Raw genomic sequence first — 20,178 nt, 5'->3', positions numbered from 1 at the left:
GGCCAATACACCCTCAAAGCATCGCTAGGACGAGCATCTTGACGGAATGGGACGTGATCATCGTCGGAGCGGGCTCGGCCGGGTGCGTGCTCGCCGGCCGGCTGGCGGAGGCGGGCCAAGGCTCGGTCCTGGTGATCGAGGCCGGGCCGCGCGATCTCAGCCCCTGGGTCCATCTGCCGATCGGCTACGGCAAGACCTTCTACCATCCCCGCCTGAACTGGATGTACCGGACCACGGCGCAGCCGGAACTGAACGGACGCGAAATCTACCAGCCGCGGGGCAAGATCGTCGGCGGCTCCAGCGCGATCAATGCCATGGTCTATGCTCGTGGCCAGGCCGAGGATTTCGACGCCTGGGAACGGCTCGGCAACCCCGGCTGGGGCTGGACCGAGGTGCTCGCCGCCTACAAGCGGATCGAGGACCATGCGCTGGGCGCCTCCGACTGGCATGGCGCAGGCGGGCCGCTCCATGTCGAGGATGTCGCCGGAGAAGTCCATCCGCTCACACCCCTTTTCGTCAGGGCCGCGGGCGAAGCAGGCCTTCGCTTCAATCCGGACCTGAACGGCGCGACCAGCGAGGGCGCGGGCTTCTACCAGATCACGACGCGCGCCGGCCGACGCGAATCGGCGGCACGCGCCTTCCTGCATCCGGCGCGGCGGCGCGGGCGCGTGAAGCTGCAAACCGACACCCATGTCACGCGCATCCTGTTCGACGGCCGGCGCGCCGTCGGCGTCGAGGCCCGGCGCGGCGGCGAAACCTTGCGCTTTCGCGCCCGCGGGGAAGTCGTCCTGTCCGGCGGTGCCTTCAACACGCCGCAGCTCCTGCAACTATCGGGGATCGGCCCGGCGGAACTGTTGAAGCAACACGGCATCGTGCCGCTGCTCGATCTGCCAGCCGTCGGCCGTAACCTGCAGGACCATCTCTGCTACGATCACGTCTACCGCTCGAAGCTTCCGAGCCTGAACGACGCGCTCTTATCCTGGCCGGCCCGCATCGGCATGGCCGCGAACTACCTGCTGCGGCGGCGCGGGCCCCTCGCGCTCAGCGTCAACCAGGGCGGCGGCTTCTTCCGCACCAAACCCGAGCTGCCACGGCCGGACATGCAGCTCTATTTCTCGCCGCTGAGCTATGAGCGCGCGATCCCCGGTGTGCGCGCCCTGATGAAGCCCGACCTCTTTCCCGGTTTCAGCCTCAGCGTTTCGCCCTGCCGGCCACTCAGCCGCGGCCATGTCGCGATCCGCTCGCCCAATCCCCACGTCGCACCGGAGATCGCGCCGAACTACCTCGCCGAGCCAGAGGATCTCGGCGAACTTCTTGCGGGCGCCCGCTACCTGCACCGGCTCGCGGCGACCCCCACACTCTCCGCCGTGATCGATTCCGCAATCCGGCCGGGGCCGGAGGCCATCGACGCGGAGGCGCATGTCGCCGACATCCGCGCGAACGCCTACTCGGTCTTCCACCCCTGCAGGACCTGTCGGATGGGTCCCGACCCACGCGATGCAGTCGTCGATGCCCGGTTGCGGCTGCACGGCATCGACGCCTTGCGCGTCGCGGATGCCTCGATCTTCCCGACCATTCCCTCGGGCAACATCAACGCGCCGGCCATGATGGTCGGCGAGCGCGTCGCCGCCTTGATGTCGGACGCCTGAAAACGAATTCCCCTGCCCTGCCCGACCACGGTCGAGCGGCGGCGGCTTGCAGAACATCCATATATCCACTAACCTCGATTTATGGAATCACAGCAGATCATTCTGGCCCTTGCAGCTCTCGCGCAGCAGACCCGCCTCGACGTGTTTCGCTTGCTGGTGCAGCATGAGCCGGAAGGTCTGCCCGCGGGAGAAATAGCGCGGCGCCTTGCCGTGCCGCAGAACACCATGTCGTCGCACCTGGGTGTCCTGGCGCGGGCCGGGCTGGTCCGCACCGAACGCCGGAGCCGCTCCATCATCTATCGCGCCAACCTCGAAGCGGTGCAGCGCCTCGTCACCTTTCTGCTGCACGATTGCTGCGGCGGACGGACGGAGATCTGCGCACCGCTGGGCGCGGCGGTCTCGGCCTGCGGCGCGACCTCGCCGACGGCGAACGAAATCGAGGAAACCGCCTAGACCGCTGCGGATCGGCGCCGCTCCCTTCCCCTCGCTGAACAGCTTGCGCCTTGCGGCCTGAGCACGAAACGTCTGTGCCGGAGTCATTTCAGATGGATGTCGTCATCTACCACAACCCGAATTGCGGGACCTCCCGCAACACGCTCGCGATGATCCGGAATGCAGGTGTCGAGCCGCACGTCGTCGAGTACCTGACGACACCGCCCTCGCGCGGAATGGTGCGCGAGCTCGTCGATCGCGCCGGTCTCACGCTGCGCCAGGCGCTACGCGAAAAGGGAACGCCTTATGCCGAGCTTGGCCTGGACGATTCCTCGCTCGGCGATGAAGCCCTGCTCGACGCCATCGAAGCCCACCCCATTCTCCTGAATCGACCATTCGTCGTGACGCCGAAGGGCGTTCGGCTGTGTCGCCCGTCCGAGCGTGTGCTCGACCTCTTGCCCCCGCAGCTCGGCGAGTTCCGCAAGGAAGACGGTGAGCTGGTCGTCGATTCATCCAGCCCCGCCTGAGAGCGATGTCGACTTTCGAACGCTATCTTACCCTCTGGGTCGGCCTTTGCATCGTCGCGGGCATCGCGCTCGGCCACGCTGTGCCCGGCGTCTTCCAGGTGATCGGCGCGGCTGAGATCGCCAAGGTCAACCTCCCGGTGGCGGTGCTGATCTGGCTGATGATCGTGCCGATGCTGCTGAAGATCGATTTCGCGGCGCTGGGCGAGGTCGGGCGCCACTGGCGCGGCATCGGCGTCACCCTCTTCGTCAACTGGGCGGTCAAACCCTTCTCGATGGCCGCGCTCGGCTGGATCTTCATCTCCTGGCTCTTCCGGCCTTACCTGCCGGCGGATCAGATCAACAGCTACATCGCAGGCCTGATCATCCTCGCTGCGGCGCCCTGCACGGCGATGGTCTTCGTCTGGTCGAATCTGACAAAGGGCGAGCCCCTGTTCACGCTCAGCCAGGTAGCCCTCAACGACGCGATCATGATCGTAGCCTTCGCGCCGATCGTGGCCCTGCTGCTGGGCCTCTCGGCCATCACCGTGCCTTGGGACACGCTGCTGCTGTCGGTCGCTCTCTATATCGTCATCCCGGTGATCGTGGCCCAGTTCGTGAGGCGCCAGCTCCTGGCTCAGGGCGGCCCGGCCACGCTAGACCGCCTCCTCGGCATTCTCGCGCCGATCTCGCTGGTGGCATTGCTGGCGACGCTGGTGCTGCTCTTCGGCTTCCAAGGCGAGCAGATCCTGGCGCAGCCGCTCATCATCGCGATGCTCGCGGTGCCGATCCTGATCCAGGTGTATTTCAACTCGGGCCTGGCCTACCTGCTCAACCGAATGAGCGGCGAGGCGCATTGCGTGGCCGGTCCTTCCGCGCTGATCGGCGCGAGCAACTTCTTTGAACTCGCCGTCGCAGCCGCAATCAGCCTCTTCGGCTTCAACTCGGGCGCGGCACTTGCGACGGTCGTCGGAGTGCTGATCGAGGTGCCGGTGATGCTGTCGGTGGTCGCGATCGTCAACCGGAGCAAGGGTTGGTACGAGCGCCACCCGGCGGTCATCCGCGGGACGACCAAGCACGACGTGTCGGCGTCGGCCTGAAGCGCTGGACAGCTTCTGGCTGGCCACGCCGCTGGAATCGGCAGCAGGCGTGGTTATCGAAGCCCAGCTCAAGCCGGCCTCCGCAGGATGCGGGTACGTCATGCCGGCGCGCGGTCCAAGGCCTAATCCCTCGGCAGGCTGCGCGCCGTGGAATCGCATGACTGCTGGGCGCTCGCCGCAACGCGTGCGGCGAGCGCGCTTCCTGGCTATGGATCCCGAGGTGATGCTGTTCGACGAGCCGACCCCGGCGCTCGATCCGGAGATGGTCGGCGAGGTTCTGGCTGCGATGAAGCGGCTTGCGCGGCCGGCATGACCATGATCTGCGTCACGCATGAGATCGGCTTCGCCCGCGAGGTCGCCGACGAGATCTGGTTCATGGAAGCCGGCCGCGTGATCGAGCGCGGCAGGCCAGCGGAGCTGGCGAACGCTGCGACCCATCCAAGGCTCGCGGCCTTTCTGCGCATGGTCGGTCATCGAGCGTAGTTCGGACCGCCTGTCCCGGGCACAGGCGCGTGTCTCATGAGGGCAGGAGCGAACGTCCGCGAGAAACGAGGGGGCCTCATTCTTCGATGATCGGCTCCCTCATGGTGAGACGTGACCGGGCAGCGCGCTCCTGCGCCGCCTCAGATCGCGGATGCGCTTGGCTCGTCGACGCGCCAGATGACCGCGCCGCCAGCGGGCCGGAGTGCTTACTGATCCGACAGCTCGTAGATCGATGCCTCGTCGGCGCGCTCACGCAACCCCTTGAAAGATGCGTGGCGCAGCTTGCCGTCGTCGGTCCAGGCACGGAATTCGATCTCCGCGACCAGCTCCGGCTTGATCCAACGATATGCCTTGCTCCGGCCGGTCATGTTCACAGCGGGCTTTTCGGTGAGAATCCGGTCCATCTGCCTCCGCAGGGCCGTTGCGCTGGCTTCGGAAAAGCCAGCCAGCACGCTTCCGACATAGACGAGATGGCCATCCTCGCGAGCCGCGACCAGTATGCGGCCGACGCCGCCGAGAGCCTCGTTCGAAGGCTCATAGCCGATGATGACGAAGCTCTCCGACTGGACGCACTTGATCTTGAGCCAATCTCCGCCTCGCCCGGATCGATAGGGAGCGGAGCGCCGCTTCGCAATGATGCCCTCCAGCCCCATCTCGCCGGCCAGGCGCAGCAATGCCGGCCCATCCGCGTTGATGTCCTCGCTCAGATGGACGGAATTGTGAGGGGAATCGCCCAGGATGTCCTCAAGAATGCCCCGTCGCTCCTCGCAGCTGAGCGCACGGATATCATGGCCGTTCAGATAAAGCAGGTCGAAGGCATAGAAGATTGCCCGGGAAGCGCTCTGCGTGCCGCCGAGGCTGCCAAGAGCCTTCTGCAGCGCGCCGAAATCCGGGGCGCCGCGGTCGTCGACGATGACCGCCTCCCCGTCCATGATGGCACTGCCGACACCAAGTTGCAGGGCGTCGTGAGCAATCACCGGGAAACGCGACGTCCAGTCATAACCGCCGCGCGTGATGATCCGAACCCGCTGGTCGCGCTCGATGTGGACCGCGAGGCGGTAGCCGTCCCACTTGATCTCGTAAGACCAGTCGCGCCCCGTCGGCGCCTTGCTGCTCAGCAGGGCGAGACAGGGCTCGACACGCTCAGGCATCGGATCGGTGAAGAGGCGCTCTAGCTTCCGTCGTCGGGTAAGCGGCCCCTGAAGCGTATGTCCGCTCAGTCCGGCTCTGAGAATGCGCCGCGCACACATGGCCCCAACTCCACACGCACGACTCTAAACGTGTGACGCGCGGAATCGTTCCAGGGCAACCGCCTCCCGGCGGGGCCAATCCGATCCGCCGCGGAAGGGGCACGCCGCGCTATCGCAGCCTCCTCCGATCGCGCCGGGCCGGGTGCCGCGCGGGTCGAGATTGAGCGATCGCATCGACTTTTGCGGTGCCGGCGAAAGCCCGGCGCAGCGAAAGCCACGCTTGCCAGCCGCGCCATGTGACGGCAATGTCGGCCCAGCAAGACGTTCAGCGGGTAACGGGACATGGAAAACGGCCAGATCATGATCACGCGCGGTGGGAATGCCGATGTCGGCGAGACGCGAAGGATGGCGGGGCCTGGACTTCTCGATCGCCGATCGTTTCTGGTCGGATCGGCCGTTGGCGTCGGCGCGCTCGGGCTCGGCGGTTGCGCGGTCTCTGACGGCATGAGCTTCGCCGAAGCGCAGAGACTCTACGGGCCGGCGCCTGAGGAGAAATTCCCGATCCCAGCGGCGGATATCAGCAAGGTCGATCCGAAATATTATCGCCGTACGGTGCGCTATGACACCAAGGAAGCGCCAGGCACGATTATCGTCGATCCCGGCAACTACTACGTTTACCGCGTCGAGGAGGGTGGAAACGCCACCCGCTACGGTGCGAATGTCGGCCGCGACGGGTTCCGGTGGAGCGGTGACGCCTATGTCGGGCGCAAGGCCGAATGGGCGACCTGGACACCGCCCAAGGAAATGATCAAGCGCCAGCCCGAGGCGGCCAAATACGCCCGCGGCATGCCGGGCGGCCTCGAAAATCCGCTCGGTGCCCGCACGCTCTATCTCTATCAGAACGGCGCCTATACGCTCTACACGATCTATGCCAGCAGCGAGCCTGAATCGATCGGCTCAGGCATCACGAGCGGCTGTGTCGGCCTGCTCAGCCAGGACATGATCCATCTCTATTCGCAAACGCCGGTCAAGACGAAGGTGGTCGTCCTGCCGGCCTAGGCTGCGGCATCGCCCCCCGGTCCAGACGTTGCCCATACGGGCAGTCCAAAGGACAAATGGTGTCCAGGCGATTATGCGCGTGACTATACCTGGAAGGTCGATGCGACCTTCCAGGCCGGCGGCCGCCCCGGGCGACGCCGGCATCCAGATTGCTAAGAGCGCCGTCCGGTCGGCAGGGACCTGGAAATTGGCGGTCCAGCTCTCTGCCTTGGCCAGCTTGCTCGCGGTGTCGGCCAGCCGGTGTCTCAACCTCTCGCGGCCCGGCCCGATGCCGCGCACTGACGCACCTAACGGACCCCGAAAGCAGGCACGAACTTGACCTCGAGGCCTTCGGGCAGCTCGTGGAAGGAGACCCCCGTCGGCATCCGAATATCAGGCTGGTGGTTTCCAGCGCGCGCATCCGGCTCCGAAGCCCGGAATCCTAGCGTTCTCGGAAGACCCGTTCCGCATGATCCATGAGTGGTTTGATCAGATATGACAATGCCGTGCGATCTCCCGTCGAAATGAAGACCTCGACAGGCATGCCGGGCAGCAATTGACGGTCGCCGAGGGCGATCGCCGCGTCTTGGATCTGGACCTCCCCGATATAGAAGCTCTGCCCGCTCACCGGGTCCTTTGTCGTTGCCGGCGAGAGATGGACCAGCTTTCCCGACACCTCCGGCGTGGTGTTGCGATTGAAGGCGGAGAAGCGCATGCGCGCCGTCTGGCCGACATGAACCTGGTCGATATCGTTCGGCGCGACGCGCACTTCGACCATCAGCGTCGAGTTCCGTGGCACGACAGTCGCAAGCCGAGCTGCCGGCGTGATGACGCCTCCCACGGTGAAGATCATCAGCTCATTGACGGTGCCCGCGATCGGCGCCCGGATCTCCATGCGCGCGAGCCGATCCTCGTTGGCAACGCGGCGGTCGCTCAGCTCGGACAGCTTGGCCTCGACCTGGCGCAATTCGCGCTGGGCTTCGGTCCTTGCCGTCTCGTCGATTGCGATGATCTGCAGGCGGGCATCGCTGATGCGCAGCTTGGCGCGGGCGAGCGTCGCGTCGATCTCGCCGCGCTCGCCTAGCAGACGGGCCCATTCCCGGTTGATGTTGAAGACCTTCACGCCATCGATGAAACCTTTCTGGAAAAGGCTGAGATATTTGGCGCGCTCCAGCTCGACGAGGCGGATTTCCTCGACCTTCGCGACCTGGCGCGCCTCCAACCCACGGATCTCCTCGCCGGACTGGACGATCGAGATTTCCAGCTGTTCCTTGCGGCTGTCCCGGTTGGCCTTGTTGCCGGTGAACAGGCGCGTCTCGCCTTCCAGGATATGGTCGACCTCGTCGGAGAGCCGCGCAATCTCCGGCGAATAGGCGACACTCGCGAGATTGTCGCGCTCGGCGAGCAACCTGGCCTTGCGGCCGAGATTCTCGGCGAGCTGCGAATGAATGATCGAAAGCTCGGCGCGCGTCTGGACATCGTCGAGCCGGAAAAGCACCTGGCCTTCCGCGACACGATCGCCCTGCCGCACGGCGATCGACTGGACGATGCCGCCGTCACGGTGCTGCACCTCCTTGAGATTCTGGTCGATCTTGACCGTTCCTTGCGTCACGACAGCGCCATTCAGCGCGGCAGTCGCGGCCCAGCCGCCGCAGCCGAGCACGAGAAGCAAGGCGAGCGCCGAACCGACGACGACATGGCTGCGCAGCCGGAAATTCAGGCGGGCATCCTGCGTCTCGTGCGGGGACTTTGCGAAAGCAGCGGTGAAATCGTGATTATGGGCGTTCATCGGCGCGTTCCCCATGCCGGCCGTTCAATGCGGCCGGCTTTTCTGCGTTCAGACGTAATAGAGCTTGTGACTGCCGTAGATTTCGATCGAGAAATCCTTCGCTTCCGCCTGCTCGACATAGACGTCGACGTAGGTGCGCTCGTGCTCGCCGATCTTTTCGATGCGGAAGCGGAAGGGGCGGCTGTCGTTGCCGTCGCCATAGGCTTGGCCGAAACCGTCGCCATCCTGATCATCATCGCCGTCATCATCGTCATCGCGTGAGCGAAGCTGGTACTGCTTGATGACGATGCGGTCGCCGGCCTCGAGATCGAGGATCTGATGGACGAGATCGTCGGTCCGCTCGGGGTCGTCCTCGACCGCAAAGACGAAACGGTCATCACCCTCCCCGCCGCTCAACGTGACGGCCTTTTCCCCGACGATCAGGCAATCGTTGCCGCTGCCGCCGAGAATGGTCTCGAAATCGACCACCGTGTCGGAGCCGATCTCGATGCCAAGCGCCTTGCCACGCTTCAGATCGACGGTGACGCCGTGCTCGGTGGCGGAGAGATCCAGCGTGTCCTGCCCCTCCCCGCCATCATAGCAATCGGCGGCAGCATCGCTCGTCGCCACGATCCAGTCGTTGCCCGCCCCGCCTGAGACATGATCGCTGCCGGCGCCACCGTCGAGCACGTCGTTGCCGGCGTCTCCGAATAATTGGTCGCAGCCCTCGTCGCCGAAGACGCGATCGTCGCCGCCGCCTGCGCTGACATGGTCGTTGCCCGTCCCGGCGCGGACGACATCGTTGCCCCCACCGAGCATCACCCGGTCGTCGCCGGCTTCGGCGAGCACGATGTTGTTGCCGCCATCGGCCGTCACGATATCGTCGCCCGGCCCCGCGTGGACGGTGTTGTCGCCGGGGCCGGCATCGATCGTATCGTTGCCCGGCCCGGCATCGATGATGTCGTTGCCGGCGCCACCGGTGATCACGTCGTCACCGTCTTCGCCATAGATCGTGTCGTCGCCGTCGCCGCCGTGCAGGCTGTCGTTGCCGGCACCGCCGCGGATGACGTCGTTCCCGGCGCCACCGAAGACGATATCGTTGCCCGCTCCCGCGTCGATCTGGTCGCTGCCGGCCCCGCCGACAATGTGATCATCGCCCGCTCCGGTCACGATGACGTCGTTCCCGCCGCGTGCGTCAACGATATCGTTTCCGCCGAGCCCCGCGATACGGTCGGCACAGTCGCTGCCGAGCAGCGTGTCATCGCCGGCGGTGCCGGCCAGATCGAGGAATTCGAGCACGCGAAGCGTGGCCGTCTGCTGCACATAAGCCTCGCCGTCGCTGATCCAGTAGGTCAGCGTGACCGTGCCGTACCAGCCGGCTTGCGGCTTGAAGACCCAACCAGCTTCGGCCGCGGTGAGTTGACCATAGGAAGCCTTGAGGCCAACCACCACGAGCGGATCGGCATCGGCATCGGTCGCTCCCGCGAGCAGAGCGAGGCTCGCGATCATCAGGGTCTGGCAACCGCCGATATCGGCGAGCTGGACAGGGCCGGCTATGCGCGGGGCGCGGTTGCGCGGTTCTTCCGGCGTGTCGTCGCCGTCATCATCGCCGGGCCCGGGCTTCGGTCGCGGGTCGCCAGGCCCCTCCCAGTCCTCTTTGCCGGAGCGTGCGGATTGGCCGCCACCGTCCGTGCCCGCGCGCGCCGGCGCGCCGCCACCGGAAATCGCAGCCAACGAAAAGCTGCGCCAGCCATTGTCGTTGTTCGCCGAAAACCCCAATCCGAACTCGAAGATCGGCGAGGGATAGCGCGGCAGGGGTAGCAGCTCGTAGTCGATCAGTCGCGAGTCGATATTGAGGAAATCGGGCAGGCCGGGCACATCAGGCCCCGCCGCCCCCGAACCGACGGCCCTGGCAGCGGCCGGCTCGTTGCCCAGCGCCCCCGTTTCGTCGACCTGCTCGCCCGAGGCCGGCGACGCCTCATCCCCTTCAGCCAGGGATGGCCTGCGGGGCGCTTCCCCAGGCTGCGCGTCATCTTTCGCAGCGGGGGACGCCGAGGCGTCGGTTCTCGCCTCGCCTGGGAACAGGCTTTTCAGATAGAGCACGACCGCCGTCACGGCGAGAGCGAGCACGCCGGGCCAGCGCGGCGCCGCAATGGCCGCATCCTGCGCCTTGCGGTAGATCTGGGCGGAGTCGGGAAGCGGTTGTTCCGCCGGTTTTGCAGCCTTGATCGAGATCATGCCGTCACCCGTCCGTGAAGAGCTGCCGGATGTTCGCCGATCCCCACCGCCCGCGGCATGAAGGCGGCGCGCTCGGCTGTTGCCTGAACCGCAGCCGGGGCGCTGGGCGAAGCGGCGGTACGCGGCTGAGCCGGCGCGAGGATCTTGTCACGCGGGCCGAAGGCGACGAGCTTGCCGGCCTGGATCAGTCCGACATCGTCCACGGCCTGAAGCGCGCTGGGGCGGTGGGCGACGATGACGACGATCCCGCCGCGCGCCTTCACCTGCCCGATCGCGGCGGTCAAGGCGGCCTCGCCTTCCCCGTCGAGATTGGAGTTGGGCTCGTCCATGACGACAAGGAAGGGATTGCCATAGAGGGCGCGGGCAAGCCCGATGCGCTGGCGCTGGCCGGCGGATAGCGCGGTGCCCTGCGGTCCGAGCTGGGTCTTGTAGCCCTGGGGAAGACGCAGGATCATCTCGTGGATGCCAGCGGCCATCGCCGCCTCGACGACCTCTGCCGGATCGGCATTCTCGGCCAGGCGCGCGATGTTCTCCTCGACAGTGGCGTCGAGCAGCGCGACCTCCTGCGGCAGATAGCCGAGATGGCGGCCGATCGTCTCCTCCGGCCACTGCTCCAGCTCGGCGCCGTCGAGGCGCACCGCGCCGCGCAGGATCGGCCAGATGCCGGTGATCGCCCGGACGAGCGTGGTCTTGCCGCCGCCGCTCGGGCCGATGATGCCGACGGCCGTGCCGGCCTGAACATCGAAGCTCGCCTCGCTCAGCAACACCTGGCCGCTGCCCGGTGCGGCGACCGTGATCTTGTCGATCTTCAGCGACCGGCGCGGGGCCGGCAGCTCCATCGGCTCGACCGCCTTGCTCAGCGCGGTCATGGTCTCGCGCAACCGCTGGAAGGCCATGCGCGCGGCGACGAAGGGCTTCCAGTTGGCGATCGCCTGATCGACCGGCGCAAGCGCGCGGGCCGAGGCGACGGAGGCGGCGATGATGGCACCGGCGGAGAGCTCGCCCTTGATGGTGAGATAGGCGCCGAGCCCCAGCGTCGCCGATTGCAGGACCATGCGCAGTACGCGCGAGATGGCGCCGAAGGTGCCACCGAGATCGCTGGAACGCGTCTGGAGCAGGAGGTGCTCGCGATTCACCGCGTCGAAACGCTCGACCGCGCGCGGCGCGAAGCCCATCGCCTTGAGCACCTCGGCGTTGCGGGCATTGCTGTCGGCGATTGCCCCGCGCGCGATCGCCGCCTGCCGGGTCTCATTGTTGATGTGCCGGGTCGTCACCTCGCTGAGCAGCGTCAGCATCGTCAGCACGACCGCTCCCGCCAGCGTCAGCGCCCCGAGCCAGGGGTGCAGCAAATAGACGAAGGCGAGGTAGAGCGGAATCCAGGGCAGGTCGAACAAGGCGCCCGGCCCCTGCCCGCCGAGGAAGCTGCGCACCGTGTCGACGTCGCGGCCCCTCTCCGTGGCCTCCACCGTCGAGAAGCCGAAGCGCGGCATGTCGATCGTGACGCGATGCGCGATCGGCGCGATCTCGTTATCGAAGCGCGCGCCGACACGCACCAGCACCTGCGAGCGGATGATGTCGAAGCAGCCCTGGAAAAGGTAGAGTCCGATGGCGAGTGCCGAGAGCGCCGCCAGGGTCTGGATGCTGCCGCTGGTGAGCGCCCGGTCGTAGACCTGCATCATGTAGAATGAGCCGGTCAGCGCCAGCACGTTGATGAGGCCGGAGACGGCGAACAGGAAGAGCGCGACGCGGCGCAACCCGTGCGTCAGCCGGGCGGCGTCGCGCTTGCGGGCGGAGGAAAGCGTCTTGGACGGTGCCATTATGGCCCCCGAAAATGCGAGTGCGAGGACTATCGAGTAAAGAAGGATCGGGCGGGCGGCCCCCCGGTCCGCCCGCCCGCCGCCGGTTCGATCAGACGATGAAGCTGCCGGCTGTCAGGTTGTGACTGCCCTTCAGGTTGATCTGGAACTCGGCATCCGTCGCCGCATCGACATTGCCCTTGACGATGGTGTAGTCGCCATCCGCACGGGTCTCGTAGGTGACCGTAAGCTGGGCCGAGGCGGTGAAGCTTCCGCCGTTGGCCAGAGTGAAGCTCTGGTTGCCGGCCTGGCTCGCATCCGCGTCGATCGCGCTGAGATCGAGCCGGTCTCCGGGCTGGAAGTCGAGGATGGTGTCGCCATCCGCGCCCTGCGTGCTGAGGAAGCGGAAGGTGTCGTTGCCCGAGCCGCCTTCCATCACATTCACCGCATCGCTCGCCGTGATCGTGTCGTTGCCCGAGCCGGTCGCGACATTCTCGATGCTCCACAGCGTATCGGTGCCGGTCTGGCTGCTGACCGCGCTGCCGCGACCAAGCGCGCCGTTCCCAAGATCGACGGTCAGATTCGCCGTGATCGTCGAGAAATCGAGCGTATCCGAACCGCTGCCGCCGTCGATCTCGTCACCGAAATAGGTGTCGTCGTCGTCGCCGGCCGTGCCGATCATGAGGTCGTCCCCACTCCCCCCGACCACGGTGTCCTTGCCGGCGCCGGCATCGATCAGGTCGTTGCCCGCCCCGCCGAAGATCCGGTCGTTGCCGGCCTCGCCATAGAGCATGTCGGCCCCGCCACCGCCGAAGACCTGATCGTCGCCCGCTCCGGCGAAGACCACGTCGCGGCCGTCGCCAGCATCGACGAAATCAGCCCCTTCGCCTGCCGAGATCGCATCGGCGCCGGCCTCGCCGGTCAGCGTGTCGTCGCCGCCGAGGCCGATGATGTTGTCGGCACCCGCCGTGCCGATCAGGACATCGGCCGCCGCTGTTCCGCTGCGCAACGTGCCGCCGCTCGCAGGGTTCGGATTGGGCGCCGGCGTCCCCGGGCCGTCGTCATCATCGTCGCAGCCGCAGGACGGATCGTCATCGTCGTCATCGTCGTCATCGTCGCCGGAGCCGACCGGATCCTCGTCGTCGTTTTCGTCGTCGCCGGGATAGGTCGGCGCGTCGTCATCATCGTCGTCATCGTCCGGGTGATTGCCGGAGCCGAACTGGGGCAAACCCTCGTCGCCCGCCGTAAAGCAGATGCTGTGCGTCGCGCTCGTCATCGTCGTGACGCCGTTCTCGTCCGTCGTGAATTCATAGTCCTCCGGCAGGGCGCCGTCGGGGAGCTCGATCACGTCCTGCGGCCGCAAAGTCCCGACAATCGTGTCATTGCCGCCATTCGACCGGAACACGATGCGGTGTGCCGAGGCCAGCGTCGAGATGTCGACGGTGTCGTCGCCGCCGTCGCCGTTGATGGTGATCGTGTTGAAGTTGAGGCTGGTGGGCGAGAAGTCGCCGACTGCCTGGACGGTATCCGCGCCCAGGCCCGTATTGATGGTGATCTCCTCGATATTATCGAGCTCCGCGATCACCGCGCCGTTGCGCGTGATCACGATCTCGGTCTCGGGGCGCAGCGTCGCGACGATGGCGGCGGGCGCCGCGGCGCGGGCATAGACCACGAAGGTCTCGGCCAGGATGCTGCCATTGACCACGAAACGATCGAGCGTCCCGGCGCCGCCATCGACGAAATCGCGGCCGTCATTGGTGAGGACGCCCGCCGACCAATTGATCGTGTCGTTGCCTGCTCCGGCCAGGATGACGTCGTTGCCGCCGCCGCCGGCGAAAGTGCTGTTGCCGCCGTCCCCGATCAGGATGTTCGCCGCAGCCGTGCCATCGATCGTGCCGGTGGTGTCGCGGGTGATCGTGACCTGGGCGGTATCGGTCGCTGTGCCGTCGCTGGCGGTGTAGGTGAAGGTGCCACCCGCCTGGGCGTTGTCCGTCACCGTGACGGAGCCAGGATTCGCCGTCAGGCTTATCGCAGCCAGGCTCGCATTGTTGATCTGGGCGGCCGTAATGTCGAGCGCAGCGCTGTCGGCATCGGTGTCGTTCGCAAGCAGCGCCCATTCGGGGATAGCGAAAGGGACGGTGGCGAAGTTGGTGATGACCGTGTCGTTCGAAGCCACGGGGGCGTCGTTGACAGGCACCACATGGATCGTGCTGACCGCGACATTGCTGCTGAGCAGCGTGTCCGTGACACTCACATGGACGACGCGGTCGATAGCGCCCGGATCCTGCGAGCTGTTGCTGAAGGTGACCATCTGAATGGCCGCCTGGTAGTTCGCGACCGAAGCGGCGCCCGTCATCCGGATCGTGACGACACCGGGAACGGAGGTGTCGATCGTGCGCGTGATGCCGCCCGGCAAGGTCGCAGGCGCGGAGAGAGAATCGCCGGCCTGCGCATTGGTGAGCGTGACTGTGGCCGCGTTGATCGTGCCGCTGTCCTCCGTGATCCCAGGCAAGGACGCGATTGCCACGCCGGCGCCACCTTCGGTGAAGGTCGCCTGGTGATTGACAGTCGGGGCGACCGCTGGCCGCTGCAGGTCGATCGATAAGTTGTCGATCGACACCAGCTCGTTGGCGGCGCTGATGTTCGAGGCCACGAAGCGCAAGGCGGCCGTCGCGGCGAACGGCCCCGCCAGCTCAAAAGAGTGCTGCGTCGCGCCGCCATCGCCTGTGATGGTGGCGAGTTCGACGAAGTTGACGCCGTCAGCGGCGAAGAAGACCGCGACCTGCTCGCCCGCATCGAGATTGTCCGGATTCGCCTGGAAGCTCAGCCTGGCGAAGGAAGCCGCACTCAGGTCGACCGCACGCTCCAGCGTGGCGCCGTTTCCCGCATCGAACTGCAGCGTTCCGCCGTTGATGCGGATCTGCCCGTTCGCACTCGTCGCGCTGCCGTCATCACCGGTCTCGACCCAGTCCGGTCCCCAGTTCAGGCTGCCATTCGAGTTGCCGTAGTTGGCCGTGCCGAAATTATCCGCGTAGTTGCCGCCGGGATCGTAGGCGTTGAGGCTCAGCTGCGGCGCCGACAGGCTGACGGTCCGATCGGCAAATCGCAGTTGCTCGATGTTCCAGAGTTTGTCCGTTCCGTCGGAGGTGAGGCCGACCGTCACTGTGTCGTGGCTGACGAGCAGTGAGCCGTCGCTGTCGCGGGTAATGGTGTAGTTGGCGAAGTTGTCGCTGAAGACCGCCGTATCGACGTCGCCCGCGCCATTCGTCGCACGAATTTCGCGGACGATGTTGAGCTGGACCGGGTTGATCGCGCCGGACAGCATCAGCGTGTGGAGGGGCTCGCCGGCCCAGCCCTGGTAGCCGAGCGCCAGCCCGGCCTCGGTCAGCGCGATCGGCTTGGCGAGGCCGTCGGTCGTGGCGATCTCGACGCCGTTGGTGTCGCGGATCGCGATGCGCACATTGAGCCAGGCGTCGCCGTCGATCACGTCGTTGCCGCCACGGCCTTCGATGGTATCGCTGCCGCCGCCGCCGAGCAGGATATTGCCGTCGTCAAAGGCGACGATCTGCTCGCGCTGCTCCGCAGTCGAGCCGGCCGGCGCGGCGGCCACCCAGTTGCCGAGCACGTCCCTCAACCCCGTGATGCGGTCGACGCCCGCCTGGGTGAGCTGGTGGCCGGTCATCGTATTCTCGGCGCCGGCAAGTCCGCCGCCCCCCTCGCCGCCCAGCGCGGGATCGGCGCGGTTGTCGCCCTTCAGCGTGTCGTTTTTGTCCCAGCCCGAAAGCGCTTCGACTGCGTCAAAGCGGTCGCGAAGGATGTCTTGCTGGTCGGTTGTGAAAATCGGGACGAGGAGATCCGATTCCGCATTCTGATTGTTGCCCTTGTGGATCGCCCAATCGAAGCCGAGCATGCCCTCGTTGCGCATGACGCTTTCGCCCTGGACCATGATGTCGTCGCCGGATTCGGCGTCGAAATCATGCTCGTCGGTCCCGGCGAACATCACGTCGTGGCCGATGATCGTCGAGTTGAAGAACAGTTCGGAGTTGTCGCCGGCTGTGGTGTCGAAGCCGCCGCCGCCTTCGATCCAGTCGTCGCCCTCGTTGCCGAGCAGGAAGTCGCCGCCCTCGCCGCCGAGAATGAAGTCGTCTCCCAGGCCGCCGAAAGCCTCCTTGCCGTCGGGGCCGGCGATGAGGACATCCTTGCCCTCGTTGCCGAAGAGCAGGGCAAGGCCGCTGCCGCCATGGATGACGTCGTTGCCGGCTTCGCCGTGCAGCATGTCGACTTCGCCGATATCGGTGCCGCTGTTGGTGATGATGTCGTCACCGTCGCCGCCATGGATCTTGTCGACGCCGTAGCCGGCCTCGATGCGGTCGTTGCCCCCTCGTCCCCAGACGCTGTCGTCGCCGCCCCCGGCGATGATGACGTCGTTGCCGTTCGTGCCCTGGATGAGGACGTGGTCGTTGCTGTTGACGCGCAGATGGGCAGCGATCTGGCCGGCCCCCTGGCTCCCGGCCGCGACGATGACGTTGCCGGCCTGATCACGCACGAAGGTGCCGTCGGGGTTGCGCTCGTACTCGATCAGGTTTCCGGCGGCGTCCCGGCGCTCGACGAAGCTCGACAGCGCCTCGAGGAAGGGATCGTCGTTCTCCGGTTCCGCGATGCCGAATTTCGCCTGCTCCCTGGCGTCCAGATAGATGACATGGTCCGGCACCGAGAAGATGTCGCCCGGCACCGCGTAGCCCTGCGCACCGAGATCGGTATTGGCGAGAACCATCTTGGCGAAGGAGTTGTTCTCCAGCTCGTTCAGGAAATTGAGCCCCTGGACGCGCGACAGGTAATAGAACCGGTCGCCATTCTGCAGGTTCTCCAGCTGCAGCTCGAAGATGAAGGAGAAGGTCGAGCCGAGCATGCCTCCGAACGCCATCTTCTTCTCGGCGAGGCCCCCGACCCAGAGATCGACATCGTTCAGGCCGCCGAGGCTGCCGCCGGCATAGGCTCCCTTTGCATTGAGGAAATCGAGCCGGTCGGCGGGAGCCCCGGTGCCGCCGAAAACGAGCTTCATCGCGGCATCGCGCTTGGCGTCCGTCGTAGTGGCGGCGACGATCGTGGAATGCGTGCCATAGGCCGCAATGAAGTTCACGATCGAGGCCGGATTCTTCAGGTTGAGCGCGAAGTCGGTCCAGCTCGTGTAGGGGTCCAGCTGGGTGTCGCCGTTGGCGACCTCCTTGAATTGCGCGCGCGCCTCGTTCAGCGATGGAATGCCGGCCTCCCGGCCGCGGGCGATGTTCAGCGCCGCCAGATCGAGCGGAATGCCGACGAGTTGGTTGCGCAGCACATGGGTGACGAATTCGTCGATCTCGTTGCCGACCTGGCTGGTCATGCCGCGCACGATCGCGCCTGCGGCAGCCGCATGATCCACCGTCGCAGAACCGAAGGCGAGCGGATTCAGGAAGGCATCGAACAGCGCGAGACTGCCATCCGAACCGTCGGCGTTGGTGACGGCGATCTCCTCGCGCAGCATCGAGTGGCCGAAGCGGTAAACGACATGCGCGAACTCGGCGAAGATCGCGGGATTGATATCCGTCGACGGGTTGAAGACGAAGGCGTCCACATCCGGCTGAATCTTGCGGGCGAACTCCTCGAAGACGAGGTGCTGGTACTGCATCTCCGTCGAGAAGCGGGCAGCCTGGAACAGCCGTTCGCCGTCCCACTGCAGCGCGGCGATCGCTTGCGGGTTCGTCGGCAGCGCGGCGACGTCGGTGAGCAGCCATTCGTTCAGGAAGGCAAGGTCCGCGGCGGCCAGCGCCTTCTCCTTGATCTGCTGGACCGTACGGTTGTGCTCGGAGTGGAAGATGTGGTGCACCGCCGACAGGCCGATATTCTCGTTTCCGCGCCCGTCGCCGGTGATGTAGTGCGCGTCGAGCAATTCGTTGTCATAGGTGACGGCGACGCCGAACTCGTTCACCGGGATCTCGTTGCCCGCAGCGTCATCGGTGTCCGCCGTCTTCAGGATCATCGGGGTCGCCGGATTGCGGTCATGGTCCACCAGACCCGGCACGGCGGCGTGCGCGATGTCGTCGAGGAAGGCGTGCCCGGTGCGGACCGCGCCTGCCGTGGAGATCGGAGCGGCCGGGTTACCTTCGACGACCGTGTCGGCATCTGCGCCGCTGCCGCCGAACTTGTTGTCGGCCCCCAGGCTCGTGACCATCTGCGGGAAGCCGTTCTGGCCCCGAACGAACTGACCGTAATCGTCCATCACGAAGAGCGGCACATTGAGCACATCGCTATCGGCCAGCTCTATGCCGAGAACGGCCCTGGCCTGCGCCTTGACGTCGGCCCAGGTCGCCAGGCCGCCGTGCTCGCCCTGCGGCTGGCCACGCGTGCCTTCCAGCAGCTTGCCGGTCGCGACCGGAACCAGCCCCGGGAAATCCGGGTCCGAGACCATCGCGTATTCGCGCAGGAAGAGCTGGTGCGAGCCGGAGGAGGTGTAGGTCTGGTTCTGATCCACCCAAGGGGTCGTCAGATTGGTCGCGTTCGTCGGCGCCCTCGTGAGCACCATGAAATTGGTTTCCGGGTGCGCCGGATCATAGAGCGGGTCATCCGGCTGCAGCGGGATGTAGATCGTGCCGTTGCCGCCCTTCTGGACCAGATCGAGGCCGTGATCGAAGAACTGGCCAAACAGCGTGAACCAGGAATTGTAGGGCGCCGACAGCCCCTCGTCGGGTGCGACATTCGGGATGATGACGGTGTTGCCCTCCATCTCGACGCCATGCGTCTGGAGCAGCGTATCGAGCTGCGTCTCGGCCAGCTCGACATGCTGGGCGGCCGCGAGATTGGCCTGCGCCGTGGCGAGCTCGGCCGTCGCTGCGAGCACGGCGGCGTTTGCCTGAACCACGACGGATTGTGCGCCGGCCACGGCTGATGCTGCGGCATTCGCCTCGGCCACGGCCTGATCCTCGGCGAGCTGGGCGGCCTGCCAGGCAGCCAATGCCGCCTGCTCCGCAGCCTGGCCCGCGGGCGAGTTGTCGCCATCCGCCATCAGAGCGCTGAAAGTCGCCTCCGCTTGCGCGGTGGCCTGCTGTGCCGCGGCGAGTTCATCCTGCTCGACAGTGCTCGCGGCCGCAGCGGCCTGAAGAGCTGCGGCGGCATCGGCGGCATCGGCCTGGGCGTCGGTGAGCGCGCCGCCAGCGGTGGTGACCTCGGCCTGGAGCGCGGCGATGGTGGCCGCCTGGCCGGGCCCAGCCGCGATCGCCGCATCGAGCGCGGCCTTGGCCTGGACGATGGCCTGGAGTGCAGCGTTGAGTGCGCCGCCGGACAGGCCGGCATAGACGAGAGCCGCATAGATGGCGGCCGGATTGTCCAGCGTCTGGTCGACGATCAGGTTGGAGATGATGCGCGGATCCGCATCGGCAACCGAACCGGTCGGACCGTAGTTCCCGCCGACGGTCCCGCCGGGGCCGAAGCTGATGCTGTCATCGCCTTCGGCGCGATAGGACGGCGTCGTGATCCGCGGGAAGCTGTTGTCGGCCGCCCCCCACTCCTCGCGTCCCGCGACGAGATTGTTGTAGCTGCCATCCACCGTCCTGAGGCCGTAGGGCGCGAGCGGATGGCTGATCGCCAGCACGGTGCCGGCCGTTCCTTCCGGAACGATATCGCCCTGATCATTGACATAGATCTGGTCGAGCGGCGTTCCGCTCGAATGCGCCTCGGCGATCTTGATCTGCCGCAGGATGAACTCGAGATCGTGCCTGACGATATTGACCATAGCCGGGATCTCCCAAATCGGCGCGCGAAAGCCCAACTGCGGAAACCACCTTCCGCAGCGTTAACCTAAAGACAAATTTCGCGATCTAATGTAGATTTTGCCGATCGACGCCGTCTTGCCCCGCGTCTTCCTACAAAACAGACCGCAGACATCCCCGATTTAATACTTTGTTAAGCAACAGAGTGCCTGACGGATGCTCAACCCGGTAGATGGAAA

At 66.1% G+C, this 20,178-nt stretch carries 10 protein-coding genes and 1 pseudogene; 6 read left to right on the top strand and 5 right to left on the bottom strand.

What is annotated here, in order from left to right; all coding sequences use genetic code 11:
- Positions 1–38 precede the first annotated feature (38 nt).
- The 5 genes and pseudogenes from AB4Z16_RS20245 to AB4Z16_RS20225 form a co-directional block, all read left to right on the top strand.
- Entirely contained in the window at positions 39–1,649 is a 1,611-nt protein-coding gene (locus AB4Z16_RS20245) for a GMC family oxidoreductase (protein WP_441513149.1), read from the top strand.
- An 81-nt stretch (positions 1,650–1,730) separates the two neighbouring features.
- Positions 1,731–2,102, top strand: coding sequence for an ArsR/SmtB family transcription factor (locus AB4Z16_RS20240; protein ID WP_441513148.1), 372 nt, complete (start codon positions 1,731–1,733; stop codon positions 2,100–2,102).
- A 92-nt stretch (positions 2,103–2,194) separates the two neighbouring features.
- On the top strand, positions 2,195–2,608 hold the full coding sequence (gene arsC, locus AB4Z16_RS20235) for an arsenate reductase (glutaredoxin) (protein ID WP_441513147.1): 414 nt from the start codon (positions 2,195–2,197) through the stop codon (positions 2,606–2,608).
- Between the two features lie 5 nt (positions 2,609–2,613).
- Positions 2,614–3,684 carry an ACR3 family arsenite efflux transporter gene (gene arsB, locus AB4Z16_RS20230; RefSeq protein ID WP_441513146.1) on the top strand — a complete coding sequence of 357 codons (1,071 nt, stop codon included), beginning with the start codon at positions 2,614–2,616 and terminating at the stop codon, positions 3,682–3,684.
- A gap of 163 nt (positions 3,685–3,847) precedes the next feature.
- Positions 3,848–4,167 (top strand): annotated as a pseudogene (locus AB4Z16_RS20225) (ATP-binding cassette domain-containing protein); the annotation flags it as partial.
- A gap of 206 nt (positions 4,168–4,373) precedes the next feature.
- Here AB4Z16_RS20225 and ligD read toward each other — a convergent pair.
- A complete protein-coding gene (gene ligD, locus AB4Z16_RS20220) occupies positions 4,374–5,318 on the bottom strand; it encodes a non-homologous end-joining DNA ligase (protein WP_441513145.1) in 945 nt (314 codons plus the stop codon).
- Positions 5,319–5,717: 399 nt separating this feature from the next.
- Between ligD and AB4Z16_RS20215 the strand changes: the two genes are divergently transcribed.
- Positions 5,718–6,416: a L,D-transpeptidase gene (locus AB4Z16_RS20215; protein WP_441513144.1), complete on the top strand. Its 699-nt coding sequence runs from the start codon at positions 5,718–5,720 to the stop codon at positions 6,414–6,416.
- 421 nt (positions 6,417–6,837) lie between these two features.
- On the opposite strand, the gene AB4Z16_RS20210 is transcribed toward AB4Z16_RS20215, so the two are convergent.
- The 4 genes from AB4Z16_RS20210 to AB4Z16_RS20195 form a co-directional block, all read right to left on the bottom strand.
- Positions 6,838–8,184: an HlyD family type I secretion periplasmic adaptor subunit gene (locus AB4Z16_RS20210; protein ID WP_441513143.1), complete on the bottom strand. Its 1,347-nt coding sequence runs from the start codon at positions 8,182–8,184 to the stop codon at positions 6,838–6,840.
- Between the two features lie 48 nt (positions 8,185–8,232).
- Positions 8,233–10,401: a calcium-binding protein gene (locus AB4Z16_RS20205; protein WP_441513142.1), complete on the bottom strand. Its 2,169-nt coding sequence runs from the start codon at positions 10,399–10,401 to the stop codon at positions 8,233–8,235.
- A complete protein-coding gene (locus AB4Z16_RS20200) occupies positions 10,398–12,218 on the bottom strand; it encodes a type I secretion system permease/ATPase (protein WP_441513141.1) in 1,821 nt (606 codons plus the stop codon). Before AB4Z16_RS20200 ends, AB4Z16_RS20205 begins: the two co-directional genes overlap by 4 nt.
- Before the next feature lie 91 nt (positions 12,219–12,309).
- Complete coding sequence (locus tag AB4Z16_RS20195) at positions 12,310–19,962, bottom strand: peroxidase family protein (RefSeq protein ID WP_441513140.1); 7,653 nt, start codon at positions 19,960–19,962, stop codon at positions 12,310–12,312.
- Between the last annotated feature and the right edge of the window lie 216 nt (positions 19,963–20,178).

The sequence above is a fragment of the Allobosea sp. TAF32 genome (assembly GCF_052113585.1).
GTDB lineage: Bacteria > Pseudomonadota > Alphaproteobacteria > Rhizobiales > Beijerinckiaceae > Allobosea.
The sequence above is the reverse complement of the archived record's forward strand: the minus strand, read 5'-3'. Positions and strand labels throughout refer to the sequence as shown.

What these genes read in the sequence shown, in the direction of transcription:
- arsB (WP_441513146.1), top strand. Translation starts at nt 2,614, where the DNA reads ATGTCGACTTTCGAACGCTATCTTACCCTCTGGGTCGGCCTTTGCATC.
- AB4Z16_RS20205 (WP_441513142.1), bottom strand. Translation starts at nt 10,401, where the DNA reads ATGATCTCGATCAAGGCTGCAAAACCGGCGGAACAACCGCTTCCCGAC.
- AB4Z16_RS20200 (WP_441513141.1), bottom strand. Translation starts at nt 12,218, where the DNA reads ATGGCACCGTCCAAGACGCTTTCCTCCGCCCGCAAGCGCGACGCCGCC.
- AB4Z16_RS20210 (WP_441513143.1), bottom strand. Translation starts at nt 8,184, where the DNA reads ATGAACGCCCATAATCACGATTTCACCGCTGCTTTCGCAAAGTCCCCG.
- AB4Z16_RS20195 (WP_441513140.1), bottom strand. Translation starts at nt 19,962, where the DNA reads ATGGTCAATATCGTCAGGCACGATCTCGAGTTCATCCTGCGGCAGATC.
- AB4Z16_RS20240 (WP_441513148.1), top strand. Translation starts at nt 1,731, where the DNA reads ATGGAATCACAGCAGATCATTCTGGCCCTTGCAGCTCTCGCGCAGCAG.
- AB4Z16_RS20215 (WP_441513144.1), top strand. Translation starts at nt 5,718, where the DNA reads ATGATCACGCGCGGTGGGAATGCCGATGTCGGCGAGACGCGAAGGATG.
- ligD (WP_441513145.1), bottom strand. Translation starts at nt 5,318, where the DNA reads ATGCCTGAGCGTGTCGAGCCCTGTCTCGCCCTGCTGAGCAGCAAGGCG.
- arsC (WP_441513147.1), top strand. Translation starts at nt 2,195, where the DNA reads ATGGATGTCGTCATCTACCACAACCCGAATTGCGGGACCTCCCGCAAC.